We start from the raw sequence: 14,877 nt of genomic DNA, 5'->3' as shown, positions 1-14,877 counted from the left end.
GGCGATGAAAAGCAATTCAGCCCTTTGTACGCTAGCCCTACTCTTCACAACAGGACTAGCCCACCTAAGCATTGCTCAAGATGACGAGGGTCTGCAGCTGGACGACTTGTTCGAGGAGGATTTCGAAATGGAGGAAGCCCCCTCTATTCACGATCCTTTCGAAAAGGTAAATCGGGCGATATTCGATTTCAACGACGAGGTCTACGCCACTTTCGGTCGGCCTTTTGCAAACGCATATGCCCGAGTAATGCCCGACCCGGTCGAGCGCAGCATCACGAACGTATTTACAAACCTGAAGTTCCCCTCTCGCTTCGTCGGAAACGTTCTCCAAGGACGCTTCGGAGAAGCCAGTAAAGAGACCGGGCAATTCGTGGTAAACACAACCGTTGGAATCGGTGGCATTTTCCGGGTCTCCGACAAAATCCCGAGTTTGCAAACGAACAAAGAAGACTTCGGACAAGCTTTGGGTAGCTGGGGCGTTAAGCACGGATTCTATATCGTGCTTCCAATACTGGGCCCTAGCAGCCTTCGCGATTTCGCTTCTGATTTTGTCGACGATGCGATCGAGCCTATCCCGTCGCCCAATACTGTCATTGACGATTCGACGGACCGGATGGTGATTCGCACCGTAGAGGTCGTGAACCAGTTTCCCAGTCTGATGAATCTTTACGATTCAATGAAGCGGTCGGCCATCGATCCCTACGCTTCCGTTAGAGATGCGTACGCCCAGAGAAGAGCGATCCAGATCTCTGAATAAAATCTAAAAAAAATGGGACGGCCCACATGAGCCGTCCCATAGGAATATCAGTAACTAGCGGAGCCAAACCTGGCGGGAACGAGGGTTCCCAGAGCATTCGAAGTCCAACCCTTCTTCATCGAGGAACTCATCCAATTCCGGGATCGTGAACTCGTAGCCGTCTTCTTTGGCGATCGATACGAACTTCTCCTTCGTTTCGATCGTGTTGTACTTGGCCCGGATCTTCTTATCCGATCCTCCAGCCAACAATAGTTTCTCTACATTCTCTTTCGACATTACGTAACTAGTTTGATGCTAAACCACCCCTTGCGACCTGCTTGGTGGCAGCTCCGCCTTAGCAGTCGACACACCACGAGGCTCGTTTGCACAAAAGAGAGCAGTACTAATTAATCCACATAATGGATACGATTAGTACCGGAAAAGTGGAGGCTGGAATCGCGGTCCTACTCCTTTTGGGCGCAGAGCCTTATTGGTTCTAGTTCCCGCTTTTGGGATCGGGTGGCAACAATTTGAGCAGATTCTGCTCACGAATGTACCACTCGCGCAATGAACGTGAGAGCAGCTTGTCGCTAAAGTCCTTGAATAGTCCAATATTCAATGAGTCCTCGACCGCCTTTTTGAGCGCTTGATGAAGCTCCTGCTTGGCCTCCTTTGACCACGATTCGAACGAACCGGTCTTGTCGTTGAGGGCTTTCGCAGCCGCAAGGCGGATCTCATAATCGTATTTGAAATCAGGCACCTCCACGAACGCCTTGTCGACCTTCCCTTTTATCCGGTCGTCTTTCGACCGCTCCAGAATCACCTTCTTGGCTAGGTCTATTATCAAAGTCTCGAGGCGAGCGACGGAATCTTCGTCAGATAGGTTTCCTGTGGCTGCGAGGCCCAGATCGCGAGGCGCTTTTTCGTAGTTACTGAGTACATGGAGAAGGACCTCAGACTCCAATTTGTCAAAAAGCGTTTTGCTCCTACTTAGAATGATCTCCTTTTCCTCATCCGACCATTGGTAGCTTTCGCCATCCAATCCAATAAAAGAGCTGTATGCCTCCGTCTCGAGCAGCTCCTTTAGTTTCTTGTGTAGCTTCTCGGCATCGATTCGTTCGGCTACGTCTACCCCCTCAAGCTTCTCTTTAACTTTAGCTCCAAACTCCACGGGGAGGTAGCTGAACAAGACCTGGTCCACTCCGCCCAACTTCTCCAATTGATCTTCAAGATACTTCCAATGAGCTTCCAAACGCTCCTCTTCGTTGATGTCACCGATCACATCGAATTCATTTTCAACTTCGATCGAACGCGTTTCCTTGCTGAACCACTTCAGCAGTTGGGAGGTTGGTCCAGAGATCAAAGATGCATATCGTCCAACGCTCAATTCAACCGATTCTAGCTTCATCCGATCGCGAGGATCTTCCGGAGCTTTCGCGGATATAAAACGCTCGATGATCGAGTTAGGCAGATTGTCTATGCTCTGGGAAATATCACGGTAAGAAGCCTCGACCGGACCTGTTCCGTAATCGAAACGCAATACGTCTGCGTAGCCTGCCGTTTCTTCCTCCGAACCAAAGAGCATCTCCTCTTCGACTACGGATTTGTCTTCGAAATAACCCCACCGGATTGCCGCTGCGTCATGTGGCAGTGCTTCTTGAGCGTTTTTGATGAACCAGCCTTCGAATACAGCGGCGTCGAAAATCGAATACTCCATGACGCTGGTACTCACCGTCTTTTTTTCGTACTCGCTCAAGTCTTCACCGGCGAGATAGTCCTTCATAAATTGGTCCAGCTCCTGCGGAGTCATATCGGCGGATAGACTGCCCGCGAAATTGTGGCGCAAACCAAGGATGTGGCCAACCTCGTGAGCGGTAACTTCACGGACGTAGTCTTGGGCAATCTTGATGATGGCCTCTTCCGAAAGTTCCGGATCAGCCAGGAGCTTTTCTAATCCTTCAGACATCTCAGCCGCTATCGCGACCGGATCGAGACTGCAGAGTGTGTGGGCGAAGAAAAGGTGGTCTTCCCCATCTGTCTCCTCCTTCGGCTTTTCTTCGGCCTCGTCTACGATCGCACGCAAGCTCCGTAACATGCGACGAGCTCGGACCTTGCCTAAAAAGTCGAAGGCACTCGTCAAGTATGCTTGGCCGTGCATCGTCTGGCCCGTGAGTGGATCCACCAAAGCATCTGCGTAAGCGAAACCGGCGCGATCCCAAGGCACCCATTGGATTATATTCATGGACGGATCCGGAGCGGAAACTCCCTCGGGAGCCTTTTTGGCCTCCACCAAGGTTTTTCCGAAAGCTTTGTTCCAGTAAAGGATACCATCTACCACCGCCTCCTCTAGCTCCTCTGGAGTGTTTTCGCTGTAGTAGAATACGATTGGGTCTTCGATTTCGAAACGACTCAAGCTCTGAGTCACGCGGCCCGAGTCCAGTTCCAAGGTCTTGGCCCCCGTAAAAAAGCGGGCATATTTGGATTCGTCTGGATGCATCTCACGTGGGACGAAATCCCCGGGAGTGTAAGGAGAGAGGAAGTACTTAACTTCGAAACGCGACTCCAAGTCAGCATCGCTCTCTCTGCTACGAGCCCTGACCGATTGGCGAATACTAAGAATAGAACCTTTTTTGAGAACCTCAAAAACACGAGACTGAGATAGCTCAGCGGAACGGTCAAAAATCCTCGGGTCGAATCCCTCCACGCCGATCGAATACCAACCGCCAAGAGCGAGACTCTTCATGCCTGCATTGAAGTCTATTACGACGTCGCCTCCATCCTTTTCGACGATCGGAAACGTAGTCAGCAAGCGCCTCGCCGGCAACTCATCGGTCACCACCTGCCCCGTAGTGGTCTCGTAGAGATCCACCCCGTCTTCGAACAATTCAAACAGAACCACTCGACCATTCATACCGCTGCTGGTTGGAGCTCCCGATTGTGGTATCAAGGAGGTTGAAAGCAGATATTCCTTACCGAAGGCAGCCTCCGGAATAGCGATTCTTGATTTGCCCGAAACCTCTAGCGGTGGACCCGACTTCTGCTTCGCTGATTGTGCCGAGCAGGCCAATACGAATGTAGCTACCAATGTAAGGAGGGTCACTCTTAGCAAATTCATCGGGCCATCCTTACAAGGCGGACAAATTAATCACGCCCAAAATTTTACAAAGGCTGGCTTCAAAAACTTTCTTTACGTTTAGGACAAAAGTTCTCGGCCAAGCGACAGGCTCAGATGGAGCTTTGTGCCATAGTGAGCGCCACTACCCAAGGCGCCCCATGAGTAACTTCCACGATAGAGCTAGGGCATTAGCAGGAAGTTTGGTGATTAGATTCAAAACTGTTCGGGAATTTTGCGTTCTACGCACGATTTCTCTACTCCCTCAGGGAAAAGCTGCCGATCAAGGGAGGGACAACATTCCATTGTAATCACTAATTCCCATTCCAAGTAATCCAAAGAAAACAACTACCATGAAGATCAAGTCAGCTATCCACGCATTCTTGCTAGCCGCACTCGCATTCACCATGCTTCCTGCCGTAAACGCAGAGGACTGGGACGAGCAACCATCCGTGAAGAAGAGCGTCGCTCCAGAAAATCCTCAGAAAATCACCGGGATGGTTATGGCGACCCTCAACATCGACGAGAAGGGATTCGTGACAGGAGCTGAAATCAGCAAGTCCACCGACAACGCTCTCGATTCCCAAGTGCTAGACGCAGTTAAGCAATGGCGCTTCAATCCAGCTAAAAAGGGTGGCTCTGCGATCGCTTGCAAGATCAACGTACCTTTCAAGTTCAAAGGATAAACTCCCGAAAACCCAATTTCGAAAGGCGTTTCCCGATTTCGGGAAACGCCTTTTCCGTATCCAAATTCAGGTACATTCCTGGATTAAGAGTCTTCTACCTGGCGAGTTTTCTTGCGTAGCCCGATATACATGACGGCAACGATCAGGATAGATATGAATACGAGGGTCACTCCCGTGACCGCTGTCCCCGTAGCTCCTAAATAGGATATAAGATAGAATCCAAGAAAGGGAGCCAAAACTCCACGCACACCCGTAGTGAAAGAGTGTATACTCATGTAGGCGGGCGTTCGTTCAGGTGTTGCGAACTTAGTCACCCATAGACTCCACGAGATGTTCGCCCCTGCCATGGCGGTGCCGAGAACCGCAGAAGCGGAAAAGATAACCCAAAGGTCTTTGGTAGTTAGAAATAGACCGATCGAAATCATAATCAAAACGTTTAATACCGCACGTAGAATCATGAAGTCGATATGATCAAAAAGATACCCCCACATCCGAGAGCTTATAAACCTGAAAAAGGCTGGCACTCCTATCGTCGCCATCATGACGACCAACTTGCTCGCTTCGATTCCATACTCGGGTTGCAGCAGATACTCCACTCGTAGAGGCAAGACCATCAGGTTACCAAATCCCAAAAACATCCAACTCAACAACATTAGCCCGAACTTCTTGTCTTCCACGACATATCCGAAGTTCCTGAGCGGGTTTTCTGCTACGCCACGCCTTAATGGCGTAGTTGGAATTTGGGACAGAGCAACGCCGGTCATAAAGTACCCAAACGACAGAGCGATCAGAACCCAACGGTACATGGAGATATCGCGGTCCAGTAGCCATCCACCGCTCACACTGGTCACGAAAGCCGCAAAGATACTCACCATCAGACTGATGGAGAGATAGGAACCTCGTTTGTCAGACGGATAGTTGCTCGTCCAAATCTGGACCAAAAGGGGCATGGTTTGAGCCGAAACCGCAAAGGCAAGGCATACGGGGACCAGAAAGCCCCAAAGACTGTCCGCGAAGCTTCCCGCTAACATTAACGCTCCGGAAACTACAGCGAGGACCGAAGCAATAGAGCCAGCTCGCCATCCCGACTTAACGAAAAAGCTCAAACTTATGGGATTGAACAAAAGACCAAAAGGGGTGGCCGCTGCAACGAGCCCCTTTACCCAATCTTGGGCCTGAAAGAAGCCTATCGCGATTACCAAGGCGAAACCGCCCCACCCCGTTTCAACGACTCCATACATGCCGCCCCGCAGGCAATCCCAGCGGAAGGTCTTCTTAATAAGTGCAGCATCAGGCCCCATGAATGAAGACCCTACGCTTAGATCGACCACAAAGAAGCCAAATTATCAGTTTTTTGACTCGGTCATCCTCCTTCGCAGTCGATGAACAAGAGGTCAAAGACCCGACTCTTCCTAATCCAGCAATCAACGCCTCCTCTCCGACTAGTCTCTCAACGAACGCCTCAATTTTGCCCACCACATGAACCCAACTCCCCGAAAAGCCATATCGTTGGTTGGCGTATTTTTAGCCACAGCCATTTTCGTTTCCCAATGGGGACACTTTGAATCCACTTTGGATCGAGACGAAACGCTTCGAGTGTATCCAATTCAGAGCGAAAAAGGAAAAGCAAACGAGGCAAGCAGCCTGCCTGATCTAAATCAGTTTTCGGACAAGGAGTTAAGGACATGGGCCTTAGAGCGCCGCAGGCACATGAAAGAGCTAATTTCTTACTCGCCTGAAGAAGCCTTGCGAGAAGCTCTCTCTTACGGTGAATTTGAAAGTTTACCTGACCTGGTGAAAGGCATGGTCGAACGCCCCTTTAGCGACATAGTCGACTACCAAGTTCGGGCCATTTGCGATCATAAATCTCACCAAGGTAAAGTAGAGCGGTTCATCGTCGATTCCTCCGGTCGCCGTATCCAAGTTGTCCTCACGCAAAATAACCGCCTTCCTGTGAGCAAAGAAGGAATTCCTCTCCAAGGCATCGAGCTCGACGGTATCGCGGTGATCCGAAAAGACGTTTTCCAGGTGGTAGAGGATGCCGATCTGATCTGGGCCAAGTCTAAGCTAACTCAAGCCACAATCGCCACCAACAAAGATCCAAACGATCGCTCGATCTACGCAATCTCAGGCGGTTCCCTTTTCGAGTTTTCCGACTACGAGCAACTCCAATCATTGGAATCTAAACTGTCCAGCGAGGATACGAGGCCCGGTTTAACAACAGGTAGCTCAGCCTATCAAGCCCGACTAAAATCGGTTGGCTACCCGATTGAGATGGAATCCTCGATCGCCACCCAAAGCGTTTCAACCGATGAGACAAGGGACTATCTAATCATCCGCGTCGAATTCTCCAACATCGAAGGGACACCTTTTGAGAAAGATTCCCTGCAGAACCTTTTGGACACACACGTCTCTCCTACTCTGGCCTATTACTCCTACAATAAATCCACAGTTTCAGGCACCGTTACTGACAAAGTCTACCAACTCTCAAACAGCGCCAATTACTCCGATTCCGACGACCTTTACGATGACGCGGTTGCCGCTTACATCGCTGACGGTAATCCGAATCCAAATACGATTTACGACCATGTGGCCATTAGCTTTCCAGACATAGGCTTTTCATGGGCTGGACTCGCGAGTGTAGGTGGCAGGGAGCAATGGCTTCAAGGATCTGTCGATGCGGAAACGATAGTACACGAACTGGGACACAACTATGGCCTGTCGCACGCTCTCTATTGGGACTTCGGAAACTCTAGCGACCCAGTGTCCCCCTCTGGCTCAAGCATCGACTATGGAGATATCTTCGACATTATGGGTAGCGGTGGGCTGGAAAGCGGACATTTCAATATGGCCGCCAAGGAGTATCTAGACTGGATAGATAGCTCATCCTGGTCTGATCTAAGCTCAGAGTCGGACAACGGAACCTATAGAATATACGCCTTCGACAACGTATCAGCATCTGGACTACAGGCTCTCAGAATCAAAAAATCCGAAGCTGGCGGATACTACTGGCTAGGTTTGCGGCAAGAATATCCAGGCATCGCCAATCTTAACCGCGGAGCCTACCTGACCTGGCAGCAGCCCGGTACCTACAACAACCAGACCAACCTCGTCGACACCACCCCGCTGTCCGCCTCTGGCAAGACAGACGCTGGCCTAACGATAGGAAAAACTTACTCGGACGAGCTGGCGGGAGTTCATATCACTCCATTGGAATACGGCACCGACTCATACGGGGCCTACATCGACGTATCCGTCAACTTCGGAGACTTCCCCTCCAACCAATCTCCGAGCGGAACTCTAACGGCCACGAACTCCGGAACCGCACGATCACCGATCCCCTTTTCGTTTAATGGGTCCGATCCCGATGGAGACGATCTGAGCTATCATTGGGATTTTGGCGATGGAACGGTCGAGTTAAGCGAAGCGTCGATAGATCACTCCTTCCCTGTTGGCGGAAGTTACACCCTTACATTAACGGTATCCGACCAAAAAGGCGGAACCTTCACGCAACAAGCGACCATCGAAGTATCCGATCCCACAACGGAAACTACGACGCGTACCTCAGGTACCTCCGCCCGACTGACTAGCCTCGCCACCGATGGGAGTTTTGTGGTCGCAGCTGGAGATGATGGAGTATTTTTGCGTTCCGCAGACGGAGTCACTTGGACCGATCAAGGTAGTCTAAACAGCAATCTGAAAATCCATGAAATGATCTGGACTGGTAGCGAATACCTCGCGGTGGGTATGGACTACAACTGGGGCATCGAAGGATGGGTCGGCTCCGTTCAAACTTCTCAAACTGGGGAGTTTTGGACCGAAGAGCTGCAAACCGACGAAGAGATTCCCAACTGGGGTATCCTTAGCGTGGCCTACAACCCTGCTACTGAAACGGCTATCGCCATCCAATCCGATGGTAAACTGCGTGTAAGAGACCCTCAAGGATCATGGACAATCCAAGATATAGGTTTGGATCCTCTCGCTTTCGCCTCAGGAGGACCCGATGGCGCTAGCATCATTTGGGATGGCACTCAGTACGTATTGGGTGGATACGATTTCTCACAAACCGACCTAAGCGAACGTTTGGTAATCATGACCAGCGTCGATGGGACAACTTGGACAAAAATTGATCCAAGCGATAGCGGTTTGCTCGGCTGGTATGGGCTAGATGTCCTCTCGCTACTAAACGGACAGCTCGTTGGATCCGGCTTTGCGGCAGGCATAGTTTTTTCTGAAGACTCAGGGCAAAGCTGGTCGAACAACTCGCCGAATTCAGATTTTGAGGCGAGTGCCTTTGCCTACGGCAATGGAGTATATTCCGCCCACTTCCGCCCCGACGAACAAGACAGCAGATCAGCCAGAGATTTTCTTTCGTCGGACGGCCAAACTTGGCAGCCAGCTGGGGAATCGGAAAACGAATACAACGACCGGATATTTTTCTCCAATACATTTATCTCAATCGGAGACAATGGCCTCATTGTCCAGTCCGCCCCTTTCTCCACGGCGACAGAATCCGAATACGAATCGTGGATATCTGGATACTTTTCCAGCAGCACACAGCAAGGTGCTGACAACAATCCAGATGGAGATTGGGCAACCAACTTTATGGAATATGCCCTGGGCAGCGATCCGAGCAATCCGAACTCCGTGCCGCAGCTTCCTAGCATTGGAAGAGATGCTGGTGATCAAATCATCGCATCCATTCCACGTTTTGCCCTATCAGACGTCATCGTAACCCTCGAGCTATCGAATGACCTGGAGAATTGGACAGAAGTCTCAACTACGAAATCCGTCGACAGCGAATCGCTTTTGGAGCTTACAACAACTCAAAGCTATCCAGAATCCGATAAGGCATTTTTCCGCATTGCCTTTCGTTTGTAGTGGTAGCTCACCTACCGAAAGACAAAAGCGTAGATAAGCATACAAAGTAAGATGAGGCTCACGATTGCTCCCCATACCTTCGAGGATGATTGGTCAGTCGACGATTCCTCATCATAGGTAGGTAAGTCTAGGCCGCCGTAAATCGCATCTTCATTCCAACCAGTCTCCTCGCAGCTCCCACAGCTTTCACAGGCGGCAGCCCCCTGCTCGACGTACTCACCACAGTTTGGGCAGTAGCCTGGTGGCTTGAAACTCATTCAAGCAGAGGGGAGGATAGAAAATTCAGTGCCGGCCACAAATACTCGATCTCCAGCGACAAGCTTACGCCGTATCCGTAATTCCACTTCGCCATTTACCAGCACATGGCCATTGCTAATAGCGACCTTGGCCTCTCCACCACTCATCACTACATTCTCAAACTTCAACAATTTGTTGAGCTCCACGAATTCAGCTCTCAATCGCACTTCACGCTTTTCCGATATTGGCTCCTCAGTCATCGATAAGAAATTAGTTTCCGTTTTTAAACCGGCAATAATAGATTTTGGAGGAGGCGAGAAAATCGCTACCAAGCCTCACGCTTTTTTGGCCACGTACACGGCTCCGCAAGAATCCGTTTTCGTCACTGGATTTGGAAAAACGACTTTGTGAGCCTCCGCATGCGGGAAAACTGATTTCAAGTGAGCCGTGAATTCGGCTTCCGGTTCGCCATCTGCCCAGAGAGCGAAAACGCCGTGAGGCTTCAGATGTTCGGCAAGTTCCAGCAAGCCCTCCTGGGTGTAGAAACGAGTGTTAGTCTGATGCAAAACGTTTGTGGGGGTGTGGTCGATATCCAGAAGGATCGCGTCGTGCAGCTTATCTGGCTCACGAGGGTCGAAACTCTTGCTGGTATCCCTCGAAAGAGCGAAGAAGTCTCCGTGGGCCAAACGGCAGCGTTCGTCCAAGTTCAATGACTCCCCCATCGGAACGAGACCCTTCTTGTGCCATTCGATAACCGGAGCCAAATAATCCACCACCACCAAGGACTTCACTCTCGGATCTTCCAAAGCAGATACCGCCGTGTACCCAAGGCCTAATCCGCCGACCACCACATCCAATTCCTCCCCGTCCGCTTCAGCCAGACCGAGTTTCGATAGCTGCCATTCCGCTTCGTGATAAAGGCTAGACATCAGAAAGTAGTCGCCGAGCTTCACCTCGAAGATGTCCACCTCGCCCAACTGGGGCAGCCGCCTTCTTCGCAGCATCAAGTCACCGAGTTCGGTCGGCTGAAAGTCCAGTTCTTCGTAGTCGAATCCCATAATTCGAAAATGGCGGTCCGGCAGGAATGACGACAATTAAAATCGGCCCAAAGCGCTGAGACACGCAGATTTCCAAACATTTACCTTGCTCTTTCCTACTTTCCTGTCACGGGTCCGCAGCTTCACATCGTGAGCTGGGGCTACTTGTTGGGACAATTGAAGGCTGCCGGCTTATAATTCGAACCGTATCGAGCGAAAGATTCGCAATACGGTCCAATAGCCAAAATGCAGACCATGTCTGAACAAGATAACGAACAGAATAATTCTGTCCGCTTCGCGGACCTATCTCTAAGCCAACCGGTACAAGACGCCCTCGTCGAAATCGGTTACGAAACGCCCTCGCCTATCCAGGCCAAAGCCATCCCGGTCGTCCTCTCTGGACGCGACCTCATAGGACAGGCCCAGACCGGTACTGGTAAAACTGCTGCGTTCGCGCTCCCACTGCTCTCCATGTTGGACCCGAAGGATGAGGGGCCCAAAGCCATCATCTTGGCTCCTACTCGTGAACTGGCGCTTCAAGTTGCCGAATCGATCTCCAACTATGGTCGCATGGTCAAAAGATTGCACGTGACCGCAATCTACGGCGGAACCGACTTCACTCGCCAATTCCGCGAGCTCGACCGCAAACCTGCCATTGTGGTGGGGACGCCGGGCCGCATCATGGACCACATTCGTCGTGGTAGCCTAGACCTCTCCCGCATTTCTCACGTGGTCCTGGACGAAGCCGACGAAATGCTTCGCATGGGCTTTATCGAAGATGTGGAGTGGATTCTCGAGCATACGCCCGCAGAACGCCAAACCGCCCTCTTCTCGGCAACCATGCCTCCGCGCATCGCCGCAATCGCCAAAAAGCAGCTCAAGGACCCAGTCACCGTAGCGATCAAGGCAAGCACCGCCACAGTTTCGACAGTCCGCCAGCGCTTCATCAAGTGCAACGGCATGCGGCACAAGATCGAGGTTCTCGGCGATTTGCTGGAAACGGAAGAGCGTGACGCGGCGATCGTCTTTACCCGCACCAAATCTGCCGCCAGCGAAGTCGCGGAGGAACTGGCTCAGAACGGTCATTCCGTCGAAGCTATCCACGGCGATATCTCCCAAGGCCGCCGCGAAAAGGCAGTCGCTCTGCTTAAAGAGGGAAAAATCGACATTCTGGTCGCTACCGATGTGGCAGCCCGCGGATTGGATGTGGACCGAATTTCCCACGTTTTCAATTTCGACATACCCGACGACGCAGAGCCCTACATTCACCGAATCGGTAGAGCCGGAAGAGCGGGACGTAGCGGAGAGGCCATTCTCCTTCTCACCCGCCGCGACTTCCGTAAACTCCGCAATATCGAAGATGCGACTCGTCAGCAAATGCAGCCGATGCCGCCTCCATCCCGCGCCCTCATAGCCGAGATTCGCCAGGCGAAACTTGAGAAGAAAATCGGGGACATAATCACTGAGGGGAAATTCAATCGCGAGCGCACCGCTATCACAGACGCCATTGCCAATCTGGAAACTGACGCCGAAACTTTGGCCGCCGTGCTCCTAAAGATGTTGCAGGCCGGCAAAAGCCTGCCGTCGGGCATTTCATCCAGCAGCCCCTCATTCCAAGACAACCGGGAGTCACGCTCACCTCGCGAATCCCGTGGATCCAGACAGGACCGCGATTTCGGCCGCGAACGGGACAGAGGTCCACGTCGCGAGCGTCCCGTCCGTGATGGAGATGCCCCTCGAGCACGCCCCGACCGCAAGAGCGATGCCCCCGCGCCGTCTGCCGATGTAGAGCGTTTCCGAGTCGAAGTGGGCCACAACCACCAAGTCAAACCTGGCAACATCGTGGGAGCTATTGCCAACGAAGCCGGTCTGGAGGCTAAATACATTGGCCGAATCGACATCTTCGACGACCACAGCACTGTGGACCTTCCCAAAGGCATGCCGAAGGAAGTTCTCAAGGTTTTGAAGAAGGCCTGGGTATCCGGCCAGCAGCTCCAAATGAGTCGCGTAGTCGAAAAACGACGCAACCACTTCGAGAAGTAATTTTAATTCCAAGCCGCTTTCCCAATGACGAAAGCGGCTTTTTTTTAGTTACCAATCTCTCTGATGAAGGAAGCGAAAACAATCGAAGACGAGCAAAAGCCTGAGTGCGAACGTTGCGGCGCCTCTATCGAAGAGAAAACCGGATCATTGAAGCTGTGCGACGCTTGTTACGTCGAATCGTGCGATAGCTGCTGCAGCGACGACTAGCCAAATCAAATCCCCGTCGATAGAGGCGGCTATTGACTGCTTTCTTCGAAAGATGGCTGGAGATTGATGGCCTGCACTTTGAGCGTCGTCTCCGCTAGGCAGGCTCGAATCTCTTCGCCGATTCGAGCAAACTCTTCCCGGGTCGAGGCCACATTCACGTTGAAGAGCATGTCGTTCTTCACCGTCTGCATGATGATATTGTAGCGATTGTCTTCTGGATTGGAGGAGTTGAATTCTCCATAGATCCAAGTATCTCCGTCGAATTTCGTATAATCGTAGGCGAGCCAGTTTATGTTGGGCGATTGCTCTTTGAGCAGTCCTGGCAATACGGACTTTAGCTTCTCCAGCTTCAATCCCTTGTCTGGATGGTACTCGGAATCATAGGTGATAACCGTTTCCCCCGTTTCGCTAACCGTCGTGATCATGGGAAGCGTTTCAGTGCCTAATAGCTCAGCCGCTTGTTTGGCGTTTACGACCTCAAATCCCTTCGGATACACAAAGTGTGGTTTGGGCAGCTCGAGCATGCTCGGCTGACCCACGCTCTTTCCGAGAGCCAGTAAGAGGGAAAAAATTGATACTGCTAGGATTCTCATCTTTGGGGTTGGGGGAATTGTCGATGTTACCTACTATCCTACCTATGTAATCGGTCAATCGTAACGTCAACTTGACCGTAATGTGGGACTAGCCAAGGCCTGCCAAGTTCCAAAATGGCCAACCCATACTAGGGCCAACCGCAGCAGGAGGCTTAAGAATCGCGCTCTACGTAATCCAAAAGCCATCCGGATACGCCGCCATTGTCAGGCTGATCAAGGTGATCCCGCAATTCTGCAGCCCAATTTCGAGTCTGCCGCAGACGTTCCACATTCTCGATGCAATCGATCAACTCCGACGACAAGCGCTTCTTCGTCGCCGCTCCTTGGATATACTCAGGATAGAGCGGCTTATCTAGAAGCAGGTTGGCGATGCCAATGTATTTCACTTTTACCAAAAACTTCGCCATCACGTAGGTGACCGGGTGAGTTCGGTAAACGACCGCTCCAGGGATATTCGCCAAAGCGCAATTCAGAGACATAGTCCCGGAACTTGTCAGCACCGCTCTCGCCTCAACGTTTTCAGTATTGGGAACAAGTTCAATTCGTTCGGCTACACTGGGGTAGTCCTTTAAGATCTCCACTAACAGGTCCTTGAGGTCATCTGTAGCGTAGATGCAAACCGCCGTCAGCTTCGATTTGCTTTTCAAGCATTCTGCAAACGCCGAAAACAACATCGGGGCTATGCGGGAAATGGCTCCTCTTCGACTTCCAGGCAAAAGCAGGATAGGCCCATCCGGGGCAAAGCTAACCGGCAAATCATAGTCGGAGGACAGGAAAGGATGTCCAACGAAACGCGCTTCCAAACCCGTGTCGTCAAAAACGTCGACCTCGAACGGGAAAATGACAGCCAGAGAGTCCAGAATCTTTGCCATCTCGTATTTGCGCTTAGCCTTCCAAGCCCAAACCTGCGGACTTATGTAGTGGAGCAAACGTGTCGAGCCGCCGCCTTTGCAGGATATCCCCTCCTCTGTCAGCTTTTTGGCAATACGAAGATTCAAACCTGGGTAATCGACAAAGACTACAACCTTGGGTCTGTATTCAGTAATCCAGGAAACGATTTCATCGAACAATCGCTTCAGCTCCTTGTAGTGTTTTAGCACCTCCACGAATCCAATTACTGAATACTCAGTCAGGTCAAAAAGCAGTTGAGCGCCAGCCGCCTCCAAGTGCCTACCTCCCACTGCGCAAACATTCAGCTCTGGGGACTTGTCCTTTGCCGCTGTAATCATGCGGGCGGCATGCTCGTCGCCAGAGTGCTCTCCTGCCACAACCAAGACATCCACGGTTTGCGTGTTTGGGCTAGCGAAGGAGAAATCAGGGTCGTTGGGATGGGACATCAGAATAA

Annotated in this window: 13 protein-coding genes; 5 read left to right on the top strand and 8 right to left on the bottom strand. The window is 51.5% G+C overall.

The genetic code is table 11. The features are described 5' to 3' along the window. Nucleotides 1–4: 4 nt before the first annotated feature. On the top strand, nt 5–757 hold the full coding sequence (locus H5P27_RS05760) for an MlaA family lipoprotein (RefSeq protein ID WP_185659418.1): 753 nt from the start codon (nt 5–7) through the stop codon (nt 755–757). A gap of 54 nt (nt 758–811) precedes the next feature. Here the strand turns inward: H5P27_RS05760 and H5P27_RS05755 are convergent, their stop codons facing one another. Both H5P27_RS05755 and H5P27_RS05750 read right to left on the bottom strand, forming a co-directional pair. Continuing rightward, nucleotides 812–1,033: a Nif11-like leader peptide family natural product precursor gene (locus tag H5P27_RS05755; RefSeq protein WP_185659417.1), complete on the bottom strand. Its 222-nt coding sequence runs from the start codon at nt 1,031–1,033 to the stop codon at nt 812–814. A gap of 199 nt (nt 1,034–1,232) precedes the next feature. Continuing rightward, the gene (locus tag H5P27_RS05750) at nt 1,233–3,851 is read right to left on the bottom strand and encodes a zinc-dependent metalloprotease (RefSeq protein ID WP_185659416.1); all 2,619 of its coding nucleotides are present in this window, start codon (nt 3,849–3,851) and stop codon (nt 1,233–1,235) included. Between the two features lie 350 nt (nt 3,852–4,201). Between H5P27_RS05750 and H5P27_RS05745 the strand changes: the two genes are divergently transcribed. Further along, nucleotides 4,202–4,534, top strand: a complete 333-nt coding sequence (locus H5P27_RS05745) for an energy transducer TonB family protein (protein WP_185659415.1) — start codon at nt 4,202–4,204, stop codon at nt 4,532–4,534. A gap of 83 nt (nt 4,535–4,617) precedes the next feature. On the opposite strand, the gene H5P27_RS05740 is transcribed toward H5P27_RS05745, so the two are convergent. Then, nucleotides 4,618–5,865: an MFS transporter gene (locus tag H5P27_RS05740; RefSeq protein WP_185659414.1), complete on the bottom strand. Its 1,248-nt coding sequence runs from the start codon at nt 5,863–5,865 to the stop codon at nt 4,618–4,620. A 148-nt stretch (nt 5,866–6,013) separates the two neighbouring features. Between H5P27_RS05740 and H5P27_RS05735 the strand changes: the two genes are divergently transcribed. Continuing rightward, on the top strand, nt 6,014–9,415 hold the full coding sequence (locus H5P27_RS05735; protein ID WP_185659413.1) for a PKD domain-containing protein: 3,402 nt from the start codon (nt 6,014–6,016) through the stop codon (nt 9,413–9,415). An 11-nt stretch (nt 9,416–9,426) separates the two neighbouring features. On the opposite strand, the gene H5P27_RS05730 is transcribed toward H5P27_RS05735, so the two are convergent. From H5P27_RS05730 to H5P27_RS05720, 3 genes are all read right to left on the bottom strand, one after another. After that, nucleotides 9,427–9,672: a zinc ribbon domain-containing protein gene (locus H5P27_RS05730; RefSeq protein WP_185659412.1), complete on the bottom strand. Its 246-nt coding sequence runs from the start codon at nt 9,670–9,672 to the stop codon at nt 9,427–9,429. Then, a complete protein-coding gene (locus H5P27_RS05725) occupies nt 9,673–9,912 on the bottom strand; it encodes an RNA-binding S4 domain-containing protein (RefSeq protein WP_185659411.1) in 240 nt (79 codons plus the stop codon). Between the two features lie 75 nt (nt 9,913–9,987). Beyond that, the gene (locus H5P27_RS05720; RefSeq protein WP_185659410.1) at nt 9,988–10,710 is read right to left on the bottom strand and encodes a spermidine synthase family protein; all 723 of its coding nucleotides are present in this window, start codon (nt 10,708–10,710) and stop codon (nt 9,988–9,990) included. Nucleotides 10,711–10,944: 234 nt separating this feature from the next. On the opposite strand from H5P27_RS05720, the gene H5P27_RS05715 reads away from it, so the two are divergent. Further along, nucleotides 10,945–12,732 (top strand): DEAD/DEAH box helicase, encoded by a 1,788-nt coding sequence (locus tag H5P27_RS05715; protein ID WP_185659409.1) that lies wholly within the window; start codon nt 10,945–10,947, stop codon nt 12,730–12,732. 63 nt (nt 12,733–12,795) lie between these two features. Then, nucleotides 12,796–12,939 (top strand): hypothetical protein, encoded by a 144-nt coding sequence (locus H5P27_RS05710; RefSeq protein WP_185659408.1) that lies wholly within the window; start codon nt 12,796–12,798, stop codon nt 12,937–12,939. Between the two features lie 29 nt (nt 12,940–12,968). On the opposite strand, the gene H5P27_RS05705 is transcribed toward H5P27_RS05710, so the two are convergent. Together H5P27_RS05705 and lpxB are read right to left on the bottom strand one after the other, a co-directional pair. Beyond that, on the bottom strand, nt 12,969–13,532 hold the full coding sequence (locus H5P27_RS05705; RefSeq protein WP_185659407.1) for a hypothetical protein: 564 nt from the start codon (nt 13,530–13,532) through the stop codon (nt 12,969–12,971). A gap of 152 nt (nt 13,533–13,684) precedes the next feature. Then, a complete protein-coding gene (lpxB, locus tag H5P27_RS05700) occupies nt 13,685–14,869 on the bottom strand; it encodes a lipid-A-disaccharide synthase (RefSeq protein WP_185659406.1) in 1,185 nt (394 codons plus the stop codon). Between the last annotated feature and the right edge of the window lie 8 nt (nt 14,870–14,877).

Origin of the sequence: Pelagicoccus albus, assembly GCF_014230145.1 — a bacterium.
GTDB classification, from domain to species: domain Bacteria; phylum Verrucomicrobiota; class Verrucomicrobiia; order Opitutales; family Opitutaceae; genus Pelagicoccus; species Pelagicoccus albus.
The sequence above is the reverse complement of the archived record's forward strand: the minus strand, read 5'-3'. Positions and strand labels throughout refer to the sequence as shown.